At 74.5% G+C, this 19,736-nt stretch carries 15 protein-coding genes and 2 tRNA genes; 15 read left to right on the forward strand and 2 right to left on the reverse strand.

Features of this window, described 5'->3' with window-relative positions; translation table 11 throughout:
• The 6 genes from ACFY8W_RS19600 (at window position 1) to ACFY8W_RS19625 (ending at window position 7,081) form a co-directional block, all read left to right on the forward strand.
• Window positions 1–1,041, forward strand: coding sequence for an acyl-CoA dehydrogenase family protein (locus tag ACFY8W_RS19600; RefSeq protein ID WP_391106460.1), 1,041 nt, complete (start codon window positions 1–3; stop codon window positions 1,039–1,041).
• Window positions 1,038–1,472, forward strand: coding sequence for a MaoC/PaaZ C-terminal domain-containing protein (locus ACFY8W_RS19605; RefSeq protein WP_391106462.1), 435 nt, complete (start codon window positions 1,038–1,040; stop codon window positions 1,470–1,472). Before ACFY8W_RS19600 ends, ACFY8W_RS19605 begins: the two co-directional genes overlap by 4 nt.
• On the forward strand, window positions 1,469–2,635 hold the full coding sequence (locus ACFY8W_RS19610) for a lipid-transfer protein (RefSeq protein ID WP_391106464.1): 1,167 nt from the start codon (window positions 1,469–1,471) through the stop codon (window positions 2,633–2,635). Before ACFY8W_RS19605 ends, ACFY8W_RS19610 begins: the two co-directional genes overlap by 4 nt.
• An 853-nt stretch (window positions 2,636–3,488) precedes the next feature.
• Window positions 3,489–4,238, forward strand: coding sequence for a glycoside hydrolase domain-containing protein (locus ACFY8W_RS19615; protein ID WP_391106466.1), 750 nt, complete (start codon window positions 3,489–3,491; stop codon window positions 4,236–4,238).
• Between the two features lie 453 nt (window positions 4,239–4,691).
• Window positions 4,692–5,276: a SigE family RNA polymerase sigma factor gene (locus ACFY8W_RS19620; RefSeq protein ID WP_391106468.1), complete on the forward strand. Its 585-nt coding sequence runs from the start codon at window positions 4,692–4,694 to the stop codon at window positions 5,274–5,276.
• A gap of 152 nt (window positions 5,277–5,428) precedes the next feature.
• Entirely contained in the window at window positions 5,429–7,081 is a 1,653-nt protein-coding gene (locus ACFY8W_RS19625; protein WP_391106470.1) for a long-chain-fatty-acid--CoA ligase, read from the forward strand.
• Window positions 7,082–7,279: 198 nt separating this feature from the next.
• Here the strand turns inward: ACFY8W_RS19625 and ACFY8W_RS19630 are convergent, their stop codons facing one another.
• Together ACFY8W_RS19630 and ACFY8W_RS19635 are read right to left on the reverse strand one after the other, a co-directional pair.
• A complete protein-coding gene (locus ACFY8W_RS19630) occupies window positions 7,280–11,404 on the reverse strand; it encodes a PAS domain-containing protein (RefSeq protein WP_391106472.1) in 4,125 nt (1,374 codons plus the stop codon).
• A 224-nt stretch (window positions 11,405–11,628) separates the two neighbouring features.
• Window positions 11,629–12,045 (reverse strand): SSI family serine proteinase inhibitor, encoded by a 417-nt coding sequence (locus ACFY8W_RS19635; protein WP_391106474.1) that lies wholly within the window; start codon window positions 12,043–12,045, stop codon window positions 11,629–11,631.
• A 309-nt stretch (window positions 12,046–12,354) separates the two neighbouring features.
• Here ACFY8W_RS19635 and ACFY8W_RS19640 point away from each other — a divergent pair.
• The 9 genes from ACFY8W_RS19640 to ACFY8W_RS19680 all read left to right on the forward strand — a co-directional run bounded on the left by ACFY8W_RS19640 (window position 12,355) and on the right by ACFY8W_RS19680 (window position 19,726).
• Window positions 12,355–12,448 (forward strand) — tRNA-Ser (locus ACFY8W_RS19640).
• Between the two features lie 552 nt (window positions 12,449–13,000).
• Window positions 13,001–13,073 (forward strand) — tRNA-Arg (locus ACFY8W_RS19645).
• 116 nt (window positions 13,074–13,189) lie between these two features.
• Window positions 13,190–13,819, forward strand: a complete 630-nt coding sequence (locus ACFY8W_RS19650; protein WP_391106476.1) for a histone deacetylase — start codon at window positions 13,190–13,192, stop codon at window positions 13,817–13,819.
• A 90-nt stretch (window positions 13,820–13,909) separates the two neighbouring features.
• A complete protein-coding gene (locus tag ACFY8W_RS19655; protein ID WP_391106478.1) occupies window positions 13,910–14,773 on the forward strand; it encodes a BRO family protein in 864 nt (287 codons plus the stop codon).
• 340 nt (window positions 14,774–15,113) lie between these two features.
• Window positions 15,114–15,998, forward strand: coding sequence for a DUF2797 domain-containing protein (locus ACFY8W_RS19660; protein ID WP_391106480.1), 885 nt, complete (start codon window positions 15,114–15,116; stop codon window positions 15,996–15,998).
• A gap of 90 nt (window positions 15,999–16,088) precedes the next feature.
• Window positions 16,089–16,424: an antibiotic biosynthesis monooxygenase gene (locus ACFY8W_RS19665; protein WP_391106482.1), complete on the forward strand. Its 336-nt coding sequence runs from the start codon at window positions 16,089–16,091 to the stop codon at window positions 16,422–16,424.
• Window positions 16,405–17,325, forward strand: a complete 921-nt coding sequence (locus tag ACFY8W_RS19670; protein WP_391106484.1) for an amidohydrolase family protein — start codon at window positions 16,405–16,407, stop codon at window positions 17,323–17,325. The genes ACFY8W_RS19665 and ACFY8W_RS19670 overlap by 20 nt, the downstream gene beginning before the upstream one ends.
• Before the next feature lie 170 nt (window positions 17,326–17,495).
• Window positions 17,496–18,233: a response regulator gene (locus ACFY8W_RS19675; RefSeq protein WP_391106486.1), complete on the forward strand. Its 738-nt coding sequence runs from the start codon at window positions 17,496–17,498 to the stop codon at window positions 18,231–18,233.
• Window positions 18,234–18,238: 5 nt separating this feature from the next.
• Window positions 18,239–19,726 (forward strand): ATP-binding protein, encoded by a 1,488-nt coding sequence (locus ACFY8W_RS19680; protein WP_391106488.1) that lies wholly within the window; start codon window positions 18,239–18,241, stop codon window positions 19,724–19,726.
• Window positions 19,727–19,736: the final 10 nt, after the last annotated feature.

The raw sequence follows: 19,736 nt of genomic DNA on the forward strand, positions 1-19,736 counted from the left end.
ATGGACTTCACGCCGACCGAGGAGCAGGAGGCCGCCCGGGAGCTCGCCGCGCGCATCTTCGGCGACCTCGCCACGCACGAGCGGCTCGCGGCCGCCGGCACCGGTACGGACGCCGAGCTGTGGAAGGCCCTGTGCGCCGCCGGGCTGCCCGGGGCCGTCGAGGAGACCGGGCTCCTCGGACTCGTCCTGCTCGCCGAGGAGCAGGGCCGCACGACGGCCCAGGTCCCCTTCACCGCGAGCTGCGTGTACGGACTCCTCGCCGTGGCCCGGCACGGCACGGAGGGGCTGCGGGCCCGGCTGCTGCCGGGTCTGAGGGACGGTTCGGCGGTCGTCACGGGCGCCTTTCCGGCCGTTCCCGGGGCAGGGGCGGTACGGGCGGAGGACGGCGGCCGGCTGACGGGCACCGTCCCCTGGGTGCCCTGGCTGCGGGACGCCACCCATGTCCTCGTACCGGACGGGCAGCGGGCCCTGTGGCTCGTCCGCACCGAGGACACCGGGCCGGCGACGGACGTCGAGCTCACCGCTCCCTGGTCCGCCGGGCGGCTCGTCCTCGACCGGACGCCGGGAGAGGCGGTCGGCGGCCCCGGGGCGTACGAGGAGGTGGTCGCCGCCGCCCGGATCGCCTTCGCGGGGCTCCAGGCGGGGGTCTGCGCCGGGTCGCTGGCCCGCGCGGTGGCGTACACCTCGCAAAGGGAGCAGTTCGGGCGGCCGCTGTCCTCGAACCAGGCGGTACAGCTGCGTGCCGCCGACGCACACATGGACACGGAGGCCATCCGGGTCACCGCCTACGAGGCGGCCTGGCGGTACGACCAGGGCCTGCCCGCCGCCGAGCACGCCCTGACGGCGGCCTGGTGGGCCTCGGAGGCGGGCAAGCGGGTCGTCCATGCCGGCCAGCACCTGCACGGTGGCATGGGGGCGGACCTCGACCATCCCGTCCACCGGCACTTCCTCTGGGGCCGCCAGCTCGACGCGTACCTCGGCTGCGGCACCGAACTCCTCGCCGAACTGGGCGACCTGCTCGCGAAGGGAGAGCCCGCATGAAGTCCGAGGCCGCGAAGAAGGGCCCGGAGCCCGGCATCCGGCCGGGGGACGAGCTGGCGCCCCTGGCGATCCCGGTCACGCGCACCCTGATCGTCGCCGGTGCGGTCGCCTCCCGCGACTACCAGGACGTGCACCACGACGCCGAGCTGGCCAGGGAGAAGGGCTCCCCGGACATCTTCATGAACATCCTCACCACCAACGGCCTGGTCGGGCGGTACATCACCGACCGCTTCGGCCCCGGCGCCGTGCTCCGCAAGGTCGCCATCCGGCTCGGCGCCCCCAACTACCCGGGAGACACCATGACCTTGACCGGCACGGTCACGGAGGTCGAGGGCGGCACGGTCCGGGTGCGCGTGGTCGGCGCCAACCGTCTGGGCCACCACGTGACGGGCAGCGTCACCGTCGAGCTGCCGGTGGAGGTGCCGCGATGAGCCTGCACACCCGGGACACCCTCGGCGGGCGGGCCGCCATCGCCGGGATCGGCGCCACGGAGTTCTCCAAGGACTCCGGCCGCAGCGAGCTCACCCTCGCCGTGGAGGCCGTGCACGCGGCGCTCGACGACGCCGGTCTCGTCCCCGCGGACGTCGACGGCCTGGTCACCTTCACCATGGACACCAGCCCCGAGATCACCGTCGCCCAGGCGGCCGGCATGGGCGAGCTGTCCTTCTTCTCCCGTGTCCACTACGGGGGCGGCGCCGCCTGCGCCACCGTCCAGCAGGCTGCCCTCGCCGTCTCCGCCGGCATCGCCGAAGTCGTCGTCTGCTACCGGGCGTTCAACGAGCGCTCGGGGCGTCGCTTCGGCTCCGGGGTGCAGCGGCGCGAGCCGTCCGCAGAGGGCGCGGCGCTCGGCTGGCAGCTGCCGTTCGGGCTGCTCACGCCGGCCTCCTGGGTCGCGATGATCGCCCAGCGCTACCTCCACACCTACGGGCTCACGCCGGAGGCCTTCGGTCATGTCGCCGTCACCGACCGGCGGTACGCGGCCACCAACCCCGCCGCCTACTTCCACGGCAAGCCGATCACCCTCGCCGACCACGCCGCCTCGCGCTGGATCGCCGAGCCGCTGCGGCTGCTCGACTGCTGCCAGGAGACCGACGGCGGACAGGCGATCGTCGTCACCTCCACCGAACGCGCGCGCGACCTGCGCCGTCCGCCCGCGGTGATCGTGGCCGCCGCCCAGGGCGCGGGCCGCAACCAGGAGGCGATGACCAGCTTCTACCGGGACGGCCTGACCGGCCTGCCGGAGATGGGTGTGGTGGCCCGTCAGCTGTGGCGGAGCTCGGGGCTCACGCCGGGGGAGATGGACGTCGGCATCCTCTACGACCACTTCACGCCCTTCGTTCTGATGCAACTGGAGGAGTTCGGCTTCTGCGGACCGGGCGAGGCGGCCGACTTCGTGGCGGCGGACGCGCTGCCGCTGAACACCCATGGAGGCCAGCTAGGCGAGGCGTATCTGCACGGGATGAACGGGATCGCGGAGGCGGTCAGACAGGTCCGCGGCACGTCCGTGAACCAGATACCCGGGGCGGCCAGGGCGCTGGTCACGGCGGGCACCGGGGTTCCCACGTCCGGGTTGATCCTGGGCACGGACGGCTGAGGCCACGGCCCCAGCGGTGGCCGCGCACGGCGGGGCGCTTTTCACTCGCGCCATGAGGAACACCCCGCCGCCCCACCCCCGGCCCGGACCCGGCCCCACGGAGCCCGCCCGTCGGCCTCGGCCCGGCCCTCGGCCCGGGACCGGCCCTTGGACCGGGACCGGCCCTCGGCCCGGGACCGGCCCTTGGACCCGGATCCTCCGAACCGGGGCCCGCACCTGGACCAGCCTCTGGGCCGGGACCCGGAGCTGGACCAGCCTCTGGGCCGCCGGGACCCGGAGCTGGACCGAGCCCCGGTCCGAGACCCGGAGCTCGACCAGGACCGGCTCCCGGACCGAGACCTGGAGCCAGACCGGGACCGGCTCCCGGACCGAGACCCGGAGCCCCACCGGGCCGCGGGCGAGTACCCATACCCGCCCCTGGACCGACCCGCGCACCGGAACCCAGCCCCGGGCCTGGACCGACCCCGGGACCTGGCCCACCGGCCCCCGGACCGGGGCCTGGATCCGGCCCACCGGCCGCCGCCCCTGGACCGAATCTCGCACCGGGACCGGATCTCGCACCGGAACCGGAACCGGAACCGAAACCGGGACCGGGACCGGGCCCTCGGGCCGGGGCCGCTCCGGGGGCCAGGGCCGGGCTGTTGTGGCCGTTGTCGCGGCGGTCGTGGCGGCCGCCGTGCTCCTGGCCGCTCCCGCGCACGGCGCACCGGCCGCGGTGCCCGTCCCGGGCCCCGGGCAGGCCCCGGCGTCCGCGCAGGCCCCGGCGTCCGCGCATGCCCCAGCATCCGCGCAGGCCCCAGCATCCGCGCATGCCCCGGCGTCCGCGCACGCCCCGGCGTCCGCGCACGCCCCCGTGGCGCGCGCCCGGGCCGCCGCGCCCGCGCCCCGGTACTTCGCGGGGCGGGCGTTCGACACGTGCGAGGCGCCATCGGTCGACGTCATGCGGGCCTGGCGGGCCTCGCCGTACAAGGCCGTCGGGGTGTACTTCGGGGGCCGGGGCCGGGGCTGCCGTACCCAGCGGGAGCTCACTGCCGGGTGGGTGGCGTCGGTGCACGCCCAGGGCTGGCGGTTGCTGCCGCTGTTCGTGGGTTCGCAGGCGCCGTGCGTGATCGCCGAGGCCAAGCGGCGGTACGCGATCGGCCGCAGCCCCTGGCGGCAGGGCACCCAGGAGGCCGGGGAGGCGGTGCGGGCGGCCCGGGCGCTCGGGTTGGCCGCGGGCAGCCCGCTCTACCTGGACATCGAGGCGTACCAGACGGGCGACGCCTCGTGCGTGGCGACGACCATGCTCTTCGTCCGGGGGTGGAACCGGGAGGTCCGTCGCCTCGGCTATCTGCCGGGCTTCTACAGCAGCGCCGAGAGCGGCGTCCGGGAGCTGGAGCGGCAGCGGTCGGCTGGGACGAAGGACCTGCCGTCCGTGGTCTGGTTCGCGCGCTGGCGGGGCGAGCCCGCGCTCGACACGGAGAGTGCGCTGCACCCGCTCGCCTGGCGACCGCACGCCCGGATCCACCAGTACGCGGGCGAGGTCACCGAGACCCACGGTGGCAGGCGCCTCGTGATCGACCGCAGCCTCGTCGACGCGCCTGTGGCCCGCGTCGGCACGTGACGCCCCCGACCCTCCGCCTGGCCTCCGCCCTCCTCTCCGCGCCCGGGCCTTCGCCTGGCCCCTGCCCTCCTCTCCGCCTATGGGCCTCCGCTGGCCTCCGCCCTCCTCTCCGCCCCCGGCCCCGGCCCAGCCCCCGCCCTCCTCTCCGCGCCTGGCCCCCGCCCTCCTCTCCGCCTGCGGGCCCCGCCCAGCCCCCGCCCTTCTCTCCGGACGCCCCGGGCCTCCGCCCCTCGCGCCCTCCTCCCACACGCCCCCGGGCCTCCGCCTGGCCTCCGCCCTCCTCCCCGCCCCGGCCCAGCCCCCGCCTTCCTCTCCACACCCGACCCTGACTTCGCGTCCTCCGGGCTCCACCTTCAGGAGGTCCGGTGGTCCCCACCCCTACAACCTGAGGGGGAGTGCGGTTCGGGACCTGGGGCCGATCCGGGGCGGGGGAGTCGCTCATAGCGTGGAACCATGACTCCGCCGCCTTCCGGCCCCGTCTGTGCCGGCGCATCCACGGCCGCCACGGCCACCCGCTCCGGCTCCGGCCCCGCGCCGTACGCCGCGTACCCGTCGTTCACCTCGTACGTCCGGGCCCGCGGTCCCGTCCTCCTGCGCACCGCGCGCTCGCTGACCGCGAACCACTCGGACGCGGAGGACCTGCTCCAGACGGCGCTCACCAAGACCTACGTCGCCTGGGAGCGCATCGAGGACCACCGTGCCCTGGACGGTTACGTCCGGCGGGCGCTGCTGAACACCCGTACGTCGCAGTGGCGCAAGCGCAAGGTCGACGAGTTCGCCTGCGACGAGCTGCCGGAGCCCCTCGGGCTGCCCGCGCCGGACCCGGCGGAGCGCCAGGCGCTGCACGACGCGATGTGGCGCGCGGTGATGAAGCTCCCCGACCGTCAGCGCGCGATGGTCGTCCTCAGGTACTACGAGGACCTGAGCGAGGCGCAGACCGCCGAGGTGCTCGGGGTCTCCGTCGGGACGGTCAAGAGCGCCGTGTCGCGGGCGCTCGGCAAGCTCCGTGAGGATCCGGAGCTGTCCCCCGTCCGTTGAGGACGGGGCCGGGCGGGGCACAAATGCGGGTTACCCTCGGTTATGCCAGTGATCGCTGGCGAATTCGCACTCCTGGGTAGTGACATACCGCGTGGTATGCGCGCAGAATCAGGCCATTCCTACTGCCGCGTAGCGCCCTCGGGAGGACGCCCGTGCTCAGCACCATGCAGGACGTACCGCTGACCGTGACCCGCATCCTGAAGCACGGGATGACGATCCACGGGAAGTCCACCATCACCACGTGGACCGGAGAGGACGAGCCGCAGCGCCGCACGTTCGCCGAGGCCGGGGCGCGCGCCGCCCAGCTGGCCAACGCCCTGCGCGACGAACTCGGCGTCACCGCCGACGAGCGGGTCGCCACCCTCATGTGGAACAACGCCGAGCACGTCGAGGCGTACTTCGCGATCCCCGCCATGGGCGCGGTCGTCCACACCCTCAACCTCCGCCTGCCCGCCGAGCAGCTGGCCTGGATCGTCAACCACGCCGCCGACCGCGTGGTCCTCGTCAACGGCTCCCTGCTCCCGCTCCTCGCCCCGCTGCTCCCGCACCTGCCGACGGTCGAGCACGTCGTCGTCGCCGGCGCGGGCGACCGTTCCGTCCTGGACGGGGTGGCGCCGCGCGTGCACGAGTACGAGGAGCTGATCGCCGGCCGCCCCACCACGTACGACTGGCCCGAGCTCGACGAGCGCAGCGCGGCCGCCATGTGCTACACCTCCGGCACCACCGGCGACCCCAAGGGCGTCGTCTACTCCCACCGTTCCATCTACCTGCACTCCATGCAGGTGAACATGACGGAGTCGATGGGCCTCAACGACAGGGACACGACCCTGGTCGTCGTCCCGCAGTTCCACGTGCTCGCCTGGGGCCTGCCGCACGCCACCTTCATGACCGGCATCAACATGCTGATGCCCGACCGTTTCCTCCAGCCTGCTCCGCTCGCCGAGATGATCGAGCGCGAGAAGCCGACCCACGCCGCCGCCGTCCCCACCATCTGGCAGGGCCTGCTCGCCGAGGTCACCGCGAACCCGCGTGACATCAGCTCCATGGCCCAGGTGACCATCGGCGGCGCCGCGTGTCCGCCCTCGCTCATGGAGGCGTACGACAGGCTCGGCGTCCGCCTCTGCCACGCCTGGGGCATGACGGAGACCTCCCCGCTCGGCACCATGGCCCACCCGCCGGCCGGCCTCACGCCGGAGGAGGAGTGGCCGTACCGCGTGACGCAGGGCCGCTTCCCGGCGGGCGTCGAGGCCCGCCTGGTCGGCCCCGACGGCGAGATCCTGCCCTGGGACGGCGAGTCGGCGGGCGAGCTGGAGGTCCGCGGCAACTGGATCGCGGGCGCGTACTACGGCGGCGCGAACGGCGAACCGTTCCGCCCCGACGACAAGTTCAGCGAGGACGGCTGGCTCAAGACCGGCGACGTCGGCGTCATCAGCACCGACGGCTTCCTCACCCTCACCGACCGCGCCAAGGACGTCATCAAGTCCGGCGGAGAGTGGATCTCCTCCGTCGAGCTGGAGAACGCCCTCATGGGCCACCCGGCCGTCGCCGAGGCCGCCGTCGTCGCCGTTCCCGACGAGAAGTGGGGCGAGCGCCCGCTCGCGACCGTCGTCCTCAAGGAGGGCGCGAGCGCGGACTACGAGGAGCTGCGGGCCTTCCTCGCCGCCGAGGGCGGCATCGCCAAGTGGCAGCTCCCGGAGCGCTGGGCGGTCGTGCCGAGCGTCCCGAAGACGAGCGTCGGGAAGTTCGACAAGAAGGTGATCCGCAAGCAGTACGCGGAGGGCGAGCTGGACGTCACCCAGCTCTAGCGCTTCCGCCTTGGCGTTCCAGAGTTCCGGCCTTGCGTTCCAGAGCGCCGGCCTTGCGTTCCGGAGTTCCGGCCCTGGCGTTCCAGAGCTTCAGAGCTTCAGATCCAGCGCTCCGGCGCTCCGGCGCTCCGGCGCTCCGGCGCTCTGGCGCTCTGACAAGTGGCGCGGCGATCGGCGCCAACCGGCCCCCCGATGGGGCTAGTTGGTGCCGATCTTCGCGAGCAGGTCGACGATCCTCGCCTGCACCTCGGCGCTGGTCGAGCGCTCGGCGAGGAAGAGCACCGTCTCGCCCGAGGAGAGCCGTGGCAGCTCGGCCTCGTCGAGGCCGGCGGACGTGTAGACGACCAGCGGCGTGCGGTTCAACTGGCCGTTGGCCCGCAGCCAGTCGATGATCCCGGCCCGGCGGCGGCGCACCTGCATCAGGTCCATCACCACCAGGTTCGGCCGCATCTGCTGGGCCAGCGCGACCGCCTCGGTGTCGGTCGCCGCCCGCGCCACCTGCATCCCGCGCCGCTCCAGCGTCGCCGCGAGCGCCTGCGCGATGTCCTCGCTCTCCTCGATGACCAGCACGCGGGACGGGTGCTGCTCGCTGTCCCGGGGCGCCAGCGCCTTCAGCAGGACGGCGGGATCGGCGCCGTACGCCGCTTCCCGGGTCGCCTGTCCGAGCCCGGCCGCGAGCAGCACCGGCACCTCGGCGGCGACCGCCGCCTGCCTCAGCGACTGCAGCGCGGTACGGGTGATGGGACCGGTCAGCGGGTCGACGAAGAGCGCGGCCGGGAAGGCGGCGATCTGCGCGTCGACCTCCTCGCGGGAGTGCACGATCACCGGCCGGTAGCCGCGGTCGCTCAGCGCCTGCTGCGTGGACACGTCGGGCGCGGGCCAGACGAGCAGCCGGCGCGGGTTGTCCAGCGGCTCCGGGGGCAGTTCGTCGTCGACGGGCTGCGGCAGCGGCTGGTTCGACACCTCCACCGCGCCGCCCGGGCCGTCCAGCGGCTCGGGCCCCTCCGCCGAGCCCTCGGCGGGCGCCTCTATGGCGTAGGCGCGGCCTTCGGGAGCGGGCGTCGGGCCGAGCTTGGCCGCGGAAGGCACGGCGGGCGCGGAGGACATGGCGGGTGCCGAAGCCACGGAGGGCATGCCGGGCGGGGGCGTCGTCTCGACCACCGGAGCGGCCCCGGCGGGCGTCGCCGCGGGCACCGGGATCGGGGCCTCCGTCGGAGGGTGGGCCTTCGCCGTGGCCTCCGGCACCGCGGCCGGGTTCGCGACGGGGTTCGCGGCAGGGGCCGGAGCCGAGGCGGCCGGGACCGGTGCCGACTGCCGGCCCTCCTCCGCCGGGTTGCCGAGCTTGCGCCGACGGCCGGAGGGCGTGGGCGTCGCGGAGGTGGCCGGTGCGGGAGTCGGCATCGTGGAGGTGGCCGGTGCGGGTGTCGGCATCGCGGACTGGACGAATGGCACGCCCTGACCCAGGGTCCGCACGCTGAACGCGCGTCCCCCTTGCGTCCCGTCCTTGGGTACGGCCGCGGCCGCGGGGGCGGCCGGAGCCATTGGTGCCGCCTGAGCCATTGGTGCCGCCGAAGGCACCGGAGCCGCCGAAGCCGCCGGAGCCTCGGGGGGCAGCGGCACGGATCCGGTGCCGGTCCCGCTCGTGGTGGCGGCGGAAACGACCTGCGGTGCCTGCATTGCCTGCGGTGCGTGCGGTGCCTGCACGGCGGGCAGCGGATGCGGCTGCGGCGGCGTGTGGTCGTCCTCAGGCAGGGTCCGTGCGGCCCCGTGGGCGGGGGTCGGGGCGGGGGCCGGGTCGGCGCCGCGGTCGGCCCCGGCCGGCGGCAGCGCGAACGGCGTGCGCGGTCCGGCCTCCGCCGCCGCGGCCCGCTCCTGCGCGGCCGCGAGCGCGCGCCGCCGGCGCCCGGTGGGCTGCGGGGCGGGCGGTTCCTCGGACGGTACGGCCGGCAGCGCGAGCGCGGACGCCGGAACGGAGGAACCCATCGGGGCAGGGGCAGGGGCAGGGGCAGCGACGGCATCGACGGGTACGCCCTGCGGCGGAACCGTGTCGCCCAGCGCCGGCCGGCCCTGCGCGCTCTCGGCGGCGGTCACGACGGCGCCCTCGGCGGGCCGGCCACGCCGCCGGCCCGTGCCGGTCGGGGTGCCGGTCGCGACACCGGCACCGGCGGTGGCTTCGGCGCCCGCGTTCTGGGCGGGGATCAGCTCCGCCGGAGTGCCGGCGGGAGGCGTGTCGTCCGAGCGGCCGCGGCGGCGGCCCGTCGGCTGGGGTGCGGGTACGGGCCCGCCTTCCGGCGCCATCGGGCTCGCCAGGAACGCGTCCGTGGACGCCCGCCGCGCGCGGCGCCGCCCACCGCCCTGGGTGGCGCCACCGGGCATGGCACCGGCGAGGGTGCCGTCGGCTGCCGGGGCCGGGGCCTGGGCGGGCAGGGAAGGCAGCCCGGGAGGCGCGGGCGCCTCACCGGAGGGCTCCGACCGCCGCCCGGCGTGCTCCTGTCCGGAAGGGCCCTGCTCGGCGGGCTCCGGCCGCAGCGAATCGACGGCGGGCGAGGCCGCCACCGCAGGCGAGCCAGGTGCCGCAGGCATGGCCGCCACGGCGGGCGGGACGGGCGCCGCCGGCGTTGCGGGCGAGACGGGCGCTGCGGGCAGCGCGGGCTGGTCCGAGACGGCCGGCGGCAGGGTCACCGTGCCGCGACCGGCGCCGAGCGGCAGCTCGACGACGTACGCCCCGCCCACCGTGCCCGGCACCTCGTGGGTCTGCACGACACCGCCGTGCGCGGCGACGATCCCGCGCACGATCGGCTGGTGGACCGGGTCGCCGCCCGCGTACGGGCCGCGGACCTCGATCCGTACGACATCGCCTCGCTGCGCGGCCGCGACGACGATCGTCGAGTCGGCGTACCCGCCCTGCACGGCCACCTTGCTCTTGCCGGTCGCGTCGATCCCGGCGACGTCCGCGACGAGGTGCGACAGCGCGGTCGTCAGCCGGACCGCGTCCACCTCGGCCTCGATCGGCGGCGCGTGCACGGCGAACTGCGCCCGGCCGGGGCCGATCAGCTCCACCGCCCCGTCGATTCCGCCCGTGACGACGGCGTCGAGCAGCACGACGTCCTTGGCCAGTTCCTCGGCGCCCGCGTCGAGCCGCTGGTAGCCGAGGACGTTGTCGACGAGGGTGGTCATACGGGCGTAGCCGGCGGCCAGGTGGTGGAGCAGCTGGTTGGCCTCGGGCCACAGCTGACCGGCGTCGTCGGCGGCGAGCGTGGCCAGCTCGGCGCGCAGCTCCTCCAGCGGCCCGCGCAGCGACTCGCCGAGCACGGCCGTCAGCTGCTCCTGCCGGGCGGTGAGCGCGGCGACCCGCCGCTTCTCCTCGGCGGCCCGCTGCCTCTCCTCGGCGAGCTCAGCCTCGTACCGCTCCTTCTGCCGCTCCAGCTCGGCGGCGTGCCGCTCGGCCGTCTCGGAGGCTTCGGCGGCGTGCCGCTCGGCGGCCTCGGAGATCTCGGCGGCGTGCCGCTCGGCCAGCTGCTCGTACGGCCTGCGGTCGGTGAAGGTCATGACGGCGCCGACGAGCTGGTCGCCGTCGCGTACCGGTGCGGTGGTCAGGTCGACCGGGACCCGGTCGCCGTTCTTCGACCACAGCACCTGGCCGCGGACGCGGTGCTTGCGGCCGGACTTGAGGGTGTCGGCGAGCGGCGACTCCTCGTACGGGAAGGGCTGGCCGTCGGCGCGCTTGGGAAGGATGAGCGGGTGCAGCTCCGCGCCGCCGAGCTCGCCGGCGCGGTAGCCGAGGATCTGCGCGAAGGCGGGATTCACGAGGACGACCCGGCCGTCGGTGTCCGTGCCGACGACGCCCTCGGACGCGGCGCGCAGGATCATCTCGGTCTGGCGCTGGGAGCGGGCGAGTTCGGCCTCGGTGTCGAGGGTGCCGGTGAGGTCGCGGACGACGAGCATGAGCAGCTCGTCGCCGGTGTAGCCGCTGTACGAGTCGTAGGCCTCGCGGCCGTCCTCGAGGCTGGCGCTGGTGACCTCGACGGGGAACTCGCTGCCGTCGGTGCGGCGGGCCATCATCCGGGTCGGCCGGGTGCGGCCCCGGTCGTCGGTGCCCTCGGGGCGGCGCATCGAGCCGGGGATCAGGCGCGAGTCGAAGTCGGGGAGCAGGTCGAGCAGCCCGCGGCCGACGAGCGCGGTGCCGGGGGTCTCGAACATGCCGAGGGCGATGGTGTTGGCGTTGACGACGGTGCCGTTGCAGTTGACCAGCACGAGACCGTCGGGGAGCGCGTCGAGTATGGCTGCGAGGCGAGCAGCGCCTCGGGATGGCCTGCTGCTCACGAGACGCTTCCTCCCTGAACCCACTGCAACTGCACTTGCCCGCAGCCCTTGCCTGGTGCTTGGTGCCTAGTGGCCGGCGGCCCCCATCTTGCCCCTCGGGCCGCGGCCTGTCACTGGAGGGAGTCTAAGGGAGGGCGGGCCTCCGCCTCTGGAGACGGGGTGGAGGTTCGGTGCCCGGCACGGAGCCGGGCAGGCCGCCCGGCGTGTCCCCGTCCCTGGTGGGGTCAGCCGGTCACGCGGGGGAGGACGGGCCGGAGGTTCTCCCAGCGGTCGATCTCGCAGCCGTTGGCGCGGGAGAAGCGGGCGTCGACGGAGCGGCCCTGCCAGCGGCCGGTGATGTGGGCGGTGGCGGGCCCGCCGTACTGCTGGGTGCACAGCTGGTCCGCGGGCACCGGCTTGAACGGGTCGGTGCCCGCCTGGGCGAGCTGGCCGAGCCGCTTGCAGGCGTTGCCGGCGGCGGGGTGGGTCCCGCCGGGCTCGCCGTCGCACTCCAGCTTGAACGTGCCGTCGGCGTCCGCGTGCCCGCTCTTCTCGATGGTCACGGTGAGGGAGTCGGGCTCGGAGAGCAGCGGCAGCGGGGGCAGCGGTCCGAGCCCGATGGCGGTGGTGGCGAAGGTCGCGAGGAGAAGAGGGCGCAGCATGAGGACTCCCGTGAGGGTGCGTGCCTGGAGCGGAGGGACGGGCGGGCGTTCTTCCCTCACTAACGCTCCTGGCCCCGCTCCGTTGCGCAACCGGGATGCGCCGGGCGGGGGCGGAGGAGGACGGGAGGGAGGAGGCGGGAGAGGAAGCGCGGGACGAAGGGGGCGAGGAAGGGGCGAGGAAGGGGGGCGCGCAGGCGTGAGGCCTTTGCCCTGGCCCCCTGGGTCCTAGTACGGTGATAAGCGATTGGTGGCACCCCGCTTGTCTGTGTCATCATCTGCACGCACCACTCGCGTACGCGCGAGGTGCATGGAGGCGTCGCCTAGTCCGGTCTATGGCGCCGCACTGCTAATGCGGTTTGGGTCTTAAAGCCCATCGAGGGTTCAAATCCCTCCGCCTCCGCCACACGAAGCCCCGGTCCCGAGGACCGGGGCTTCGCCCGTTCCGGGACCGCGGCGGGGACTTACGCGCCCGGAGACGCGCCCCGGATCCGCTCGCGCAAGAACCCGCTCCTCCCGGGATCCGCTCCTCCCGGGATCCACTCCTCCCGGGATCCACTCCTCCTGGGATCTCCCCGCTCCTGCTGAGTCCGCCCCTCCCAGGATCCGCTCACCCGGAGAACCGACACGGCAGTCCTGCTCCAGCCCCGCCCCTCCCGGCTACCGTCCGGACGACCCGTCCGGACGACCCGTCCGGCGACCGCCCAGGACTCCCGGGCTGCGCCCCCCGCGCCGCCTGTGTGACCCCGGTCTCTTTTGGCGCCTTTCTGCCCCTGTCCGCCCCCGTCGGGCCGACGCCCAGGCCGCGCCCCGCCCGGTGATCGTCTGACGTTTCCGCAGGTCACAAGGGGTGAGCCCAATGGATTTCACATGACGGCGGCAGTCATGTAATGTTCTTCCTGTCGCCGCGAGCGGGCCGAAAGGCCGGGGAGCGGAGGCGGGAGAAACAAAAAAACAAGCACTCGTAGCTTAACGGATAGAGCATCTGACTACGGATCAGAAGGTTGCAGGTTCGAATCCTGCCGAGTGCACAGAGACAAGAGGCCCGGACGAAAGTCCGGGCCTCTTGCGTTGTTGGGTCGTACGGCAGGACCCGGCGGAGGCGTGCGGGCGGAGGCGTGCGGGGCAGCCGATAGCGTCTGGCGGCATGTACGTCTGGTACGCCGCCTATGGGTCGAACATGCATCGCGAGCGGCTCGGGCGGTACCTCGCCGCCTGTCGGGACCGGGCCGCGCCGCTCGACTCGCGGGCCGTGGAGCTGCGCGGCGTGCTGTACTTCGCCACCGAGTCGGCCGTGTGGGGCGGCGGGCGGGGATTCCACGATCCCGGGGCCGCCGGGCGGGTGTTCGCGCGGGCGCACCTCATCAGCGACCGGCAGTTCTCCGACATCGCCGCCCTGGAGATGTACCGGGAACCCGGCGCCGATCTCGACCTCTCCGAGGTCGTGGCCCAGGGGCGGGTGCAGTTCGGGCCCGGGCGGTACGAGACCGTCGTGTGCGCCGGCGATGTCGACGGGGTCCCGCTGCTCACCTTCACCGCGCCCTGGGCCGTGCACGAGGTGGAACTGCGCCCGCCCTCGGAGCCGTACCTGCGGCAGGTCGCCGCCGGACTGCGCGAGTCGGGCGCCTGGGCGGACGAGGAGATCGCCGGTTATCTGGCCGGCTGCCCCGGCGTCTCGCCGCACTGGACCGTCGACCGCGTCCGTGCGCTCCTCAGGGACGGCGGGGACGGCAGGGGCGGCGGGGAGGGCGGTAAGGGTGCGCAGGGCGGGGCGTGAGTTCTCTCCACACCTTTGGGTGAACCAGGGTGATTTCCATGTCATTTGAATATGCCCTCGGCCTAGCGTGCAGGTGGAGGTGACGCCCAGATGAACGCCATCGACGCCATCGACATCGACGACTTCGTTCACGCCGCCACCGGCGCGCGGCTGCGCCGGCTCACGCTGCCGGACGGGACGCACTGGTTCCCCGCCGTGGACGCCGCCCGCCGGCTCGGCTTCGCCAGCCCGGCCAAGGCGCTCCGTACCCACGTCGGAGACGCGCTGCACGCCACCATCGGTGAGCTCCCGCTCGACATGACCGGTCCCCGCCGCCTGCGGAAGTCCACCCGGATGGTGCGTCTCGAAGGGCTCGTCCAGCTGGTCAACGCCTCCGGGCGCGCGCAGGCCGCGCCGTTCAAGGACTGGGTCGCCGAAGTCGTCGTGGGCGTCCAGCGCGACGGGTCCTACGGGCTCGAACCCTCGCCCGTGCACTCCGGGTTCGTGCTTCCGCAGCAGCTCCTGGACGTGCTCGTGCGGCTGGAGGAGCGTGCACTGCGGCTGGACGGCGACGGGTCGGAGTGCGGTGAGTTGTTGCGCGAGGCCGTCGGCGACCTCCACCGGATCGCCGCATCGCTGGAACGGCTCTCCTTGCCCGCCCAGCGCTCCGAGTCCGTGGCCGGTGAGGACGGTTCGGCGTCCTCCGGAGCCGTCGCCCGCAGTCCGCAGGAGCTCCTCGACTCCTGGCGCGCGCGGAACGCCGTCGTCGGCGCCGACGTCCACGCCGTCGCCGCCTACCTCGCCCCGGCCCTGGTCCGCGGCGGGGTCCGCTACCGACTGGAAGAGGTCGCCCACCGCACCGGGCTCACGGCCGAGCGCGTCCGCGACTGCGTCCGCACGCTCGTCGAACGCGGCTGCATGCGGCACGCCGGCGGGGCCGGTACGGACGGCGGGCTCCTCTACGCGCTGCCCTGATCGCCCCGGTTGATCGTCCCGGTTGTCCCCCGTCGTTCCCGCTCAGCCGGCCGGCTCCTGCCGGCCCAGCCTCCGGCGGCTCGCCCCTGCCGGCCCAGCCCCGCCCGGCTCGCCTCTGCCAGCCCGCCCCTGCCGGCCCTGCCCGCCGTCGGCCCCGCCCTCCCGTCGGCCCGCCCCTGCCGGCCCAGCCCCCGGCCCGCCCGCCTCTGCCAGCCTCGCCTCTGCCAGCCTCGCTCCTGCCGGCCCGCCTCCTGCCGGCCCGCCTCCTGCCGGCCCGCCTCTTGTCGGCCCTGTCCCCAACGTCCCCCTCGCTGTCAGTGGCACGTACGACACTGGGTGCATGGTGGTGTGGCGGAGTGCCGGGGTGTCCTGGCGGGGCGGAGTGCCCAGCCTCCGCTGGGAGGGCGGCGGCAGGCGGGTCAGCCCGCTCTCGTACGGGCGTGACCTCGCCTTCCGGGCCGTCGGCGAGCGGCGCTGCTCCGGTGCCCGCGGCAACCCCTGCCCCCTCGCCGCCGTCGTGCCCGCCCGGGGCACCGGCGGGCGGTGCGCCGAGTGCGCGCGGCTCGACCGGGCCCACTCGGTGGCCGCCGACACCGTCGCCGACGACCCGCGGCCGTACCGCGTGTACCTGGCCTGGTTCGGGCCCGGGATGATCAAGGTCGGCATCACGGCGGAGGAGCGCGGCCCGGCGCGGCTGCTCGAACAGGGCGCGGTCGCCTTCACCTGGCTCGGCCGCGGGCCGCTCATGGCCGCGCGGCGGACGGAGGAGGTGCTGCGGCACGCCCTCGCCGTGCCGGACCGCATCCCGTACGCGCGCAAGCGCGCCGTGCGGTACGGCCTGCCGCCCGCCGCCGAGCGGGCCGCCGAGGTCACGGAGCTGTACGGCCGCGTCGTCGCCGTGCCCGACTGGGCCGAGACCCTGGAGCCGGTGCCCTGCCGCGTGAGCGACCACGCCGAGGCCTTCCACCTGGGCGCGCTCGCGAATCCGTCCGCCGCCCTCGTCGTCACCGGGCTCGTCGACGGCGGAGTTCTCGCCGGCCGGTTGACCGCCGCCGCCGGGCCCGACCTGCACCTCGTCGGCCGCGACGGGCGGGGGCTCGTCCTCGACACCCGGCTGCTGTCCGGGTGGGAGCTGGTCGCGGCGGAGGCGGCCGAGGACGGCGTCAGCATGCCCCTGGCCGCCCTCCTCACCGCCGGGGGCGCGCAGGACCAGCCGCTGTTCTGACGTGGGCGCCAAGGGCCGAACCGTAAAGTCTTGGATCCCTTCCGGCGGCTTCCATGGACACCGCCGGCACCTCCGCCGCAGGGTGATCACATGACCCAGAACCTCGTGGGCGGCTTCGAACCGCCCTACTACACCGCTGTCTTCACCTCGATCCGGCCCGACGCGCCCGAGGGCTACGCCGAGACCTCGGCCCGGATGCAGGAGCTCGTCCAGGACATCCCCGGCTTCCTCGGGTACGAGTCGGCCCGCACGCCCGGCGGGGTCGGCATCACCGTCGCGTACTTCCGTGACCTGGACGGTCTCGCCGCCTGGCAGCACCACCCGGAACACATGGCCGCCAAGCGGTACGGCCGCGAGCACTGGTACGACAGCTACCGCGTCCACATCGGGAAGGTCGAGCGGGCCTATGGCTACGACCGCGACTGAGCACCGGCACCCCGGCGGAGAGGCCGAGGAGATCCGGCGCTTCGCACGCCGCCTCGGGATTCCCGGACTCGTCGACGTCCACACCCATTTCATGCCGCGCAACGTCCTCGACAAGGTGTGGGCCTACTTCGACTCCGCCGGGCCGCTCACCGGCCAGGAGTGGCCCATCACCTACCGCGAGGAGGAGGACCGACGGGTCGAGCTGCTGCGGGAGTTCGGGGTGCTGGCCTTCACCTCGATGCTCTACCCGCACAAGGCCGGCATGGCCGCGTGGCTCGACGACTGGGCCGCCGGCTTCGCCGCCCGCGTCCCCGACTGCCTGCACACCGCCACCTTCTTCCCCGAGCCCGGCGCCCCGGCCTACGTCCGGCGGGCCCTGGAGCGCGGCGCCCGGGTCTTCAAGGTGCACGTCCAGGTCGGCGGCTTCGACCCGAACGACCCGCTGCTCGACGAGGTGTGGGGCATCCTCGCGGAGGCGGGCACCCCGGTCGTGATCCACTGCGGGTCCGGGCCGGCCCCGGGGCCGTACACGGGGCCCGGGCCGATCGGGCGGCTGCTCGCCCGGCACCCGCGACTGGCCCTGGTCGTCGCGCACATGGGGATGCCGGAGTACGACGACTTCCTCGACCTCGCCGAGCGCCACGAACGCGTCCACCTGGACACCACCATGGCCTTCACCGACTTCAGCGAACGCCTCGCGCCCTTCCCGGCAGCCACCGGCCTGAAGCGGCTCGACGCGCTCCGCGAGCGGATCCTGCTCGGCTCCGACTTCCCCAACATCCCCTACCCGTACGCGCACCAGCTGCACGCCCTGGAACGGCTCGGGCTCGGCGACGACTGGCTGCGGGCGGTCTGCCACGACAACGGAGCCAGGCTCTTCGGGCTGCCGCCGCGCGGGTAAGGGGCCCCCTCCGGGGCGGCCGTTGCCGGCCGTTGCCTTTCGCCTCCCGCGCCGCCGCGCGGGTAGGGGCTCCCTCCGGGGCGGCTGCTCCTTTCGCTCCCGGGCCCTTTCTCAGGGAATTCACAGGAAAGCCCAAGCCGGGTCTCACCCTCCCCCGCGACCGTATCCCCATGACTGCGACCACTCCCCGTTCGCGTACCGATCTGCTCCGGCCCGACGGCAGTGCCGTCCGCGTCCTCGTCGTCGACGACGAGGCCTCGCTCGCCGAGCTGCTGTCGATGGCCCTGCGCTACGAGGGCTGGCAGGTGCACAGCGCCGGCGACGGGGCCGGGGCGCTGAAGCGGGCGCGGGAGTTCCGGCCCGATGCCGTCGTGCTCGACATGATGCTGCCCGACATGGACGGGCTCGCCGTCCTCGGGCGGCTGCGGCGCGAGCTGCCCGAGGTGCCGGTGCTGTTCCTGACCGCGAAGGACGCGGTCGAGGACCGGATCGCCGGGCTCACGGCGGGCGGCGACGACTACGTCACCAAGCCGTTCAGCCTGGAGGAGGTGGTGGCCCGGCTGCGCGGGCTGATCCGCCGGTCCGGGGCCGCGCAGGCGCGCGCCGAGTCGCTGCTCACCGTCGGGGACCTCACCCTGGACGAGGACAGCCACGAGGTGGCCCGGGGCGGCGAGTCGATCCATCTCACCGCCACCGAGTTCGAACTGCTGCGCTTCCTCATGCGCAACCCGCGCCGGGTGCTCAGCAAGGCGCAGATCCTGGACCGGGTGTGGTCGTACGACTTCGGCGGCCAGGCCAACGTCGTCGAGCTCTACATCTCCTACCTGCGCCGGAAGATCGACGCAGGGCGCAGCCCGATGATCCACACCCGGCGCGGGGCGGGCTACCTCATCAAGCCGGGGGAGTAGTCCGCGTGCCCGTCCGCCCGAGGGCGCCCTGGTCGCTGCGGACCCGGCTGGTCGTCTCCGCCGTCGCGCTGATCGCCGTGGTGTGCGCGGTCATCGGCACCGTGACGACGATAGCCTTCCGGTCGTATCTCTACGACCAGGCGGACACCCGCCTGCAGGAGGTCGCCAACCGGGCCGCGGGGCCGCCGCCCGACTCCGCCGTGCCCTCGCCGGGCGGCTTCGACACGCCCCTGGGCTTCGTCATCGGGCCCGGCGCGCCGCTGGGAACGGTCGGTGCGCGGCTGGTGGACGGGGAGCTGACGACGGCGGACCGCTCCGTGCCGCCGGAGGACGGCGTGTACGGGCCGAGGTACCGCTCGATCAAGCTCGACGACGCCCAGAGCGCCGCCCTCGCCGCCGTCCCCCGCGACGGCGATCCGTACACCGTGTCGCTGCCCGGCGGCCTCGGTGACTACCGGGTGCAGTACGCGACCGGCAAGAACGGCGACTACCTCATCGGCATCCCGCTGACCGAGGTCCAGGACGCCCTCTCCACGCTCGTCGTCGTCGAGCTGAGCGTCACCGGCGCCGGGCTCGTCGCCGCCTCGCTCGCGGGGACCGTGCTCGTACGGGTCGCCCTGCGGCCCCTGCGAAGGGTCGCCGTGACCGCGGCCCAGGTGTCCCGGTTGCCCCTGCACAGCGGTGAGGTGGCGCTCGACCACCGGGTGCCGGAGGCGCAGGCCGATCCACGGACCGAGGTCGGGCAGGTCGGCGCGGCCATCAACCGGATGCTGGACCACGTCCATTCGGCACTGGACGCGCGCCAGCGCAGCGAGACGCGCGTACGGCAGTTCGTCGCCGACGCGAGCCACGAGCTGCGCACGCCGCTCGCCTCGATCCGCGGGTACGCGGAGCTGACCCGGCGCGGCCGGGAGGAGTGCGGGCCCGACACCCGGCACGCCCTCGGGCGCATCGAGTCCGAGGCGACCCGGATGACGGGCCTGGTGGAGGACCTGCTGCTGCTCGCCCGGCTCGACGCCGGCCGCCCGCTCTCGTACGAGAGCACCGACCTCTCGCTGCTCGTCGTGGACGCCGTCTCCGACGCCCGCGCCGTCGGGCCGGACCACCACTGGCGCCTCGAACTCCCCGACGGGGAGGCGGCGGTGAAGGTGCCGGCCGACGACGCCCGGCTCCAGCAGGTGCTCGTCAACCTCCTCGCCAACGCCCGCACCCACACCCCGCCCGGCACCACCGTCACCGCCCGCGTCCGTACGGAGCCGGGCCACGCGGTCGTCGAGGTCGAGGACGACGGGCCGGGCATTCCCGGCGAGCTGCTGCCCTCGGTCTTCGAGCGGTTCGCGCGCGGCGACGCCTCCAGGTCCCGGCAGGCCGGCAGCACCGGTCTCGGGCTCGCCATCGTCCGCGCCGTCACCCTCGCCCACGGGGGCGAGGTGACCGTCGACAGCCGACCCGGCCGGACGCTGTTCGCCGTACGCCTGCCCCGTCGGCGCTGACTGAGTCACC

Origin of the sequence: Streptomyces sp. NPDC012637 (assembly GCF_042954805.1) — a bacterium.
Lineage (GTDB): Bacteria > Actinomycetota > Actinomycetes > Streptomycetales > Streptomycetaceae > Streptomyces.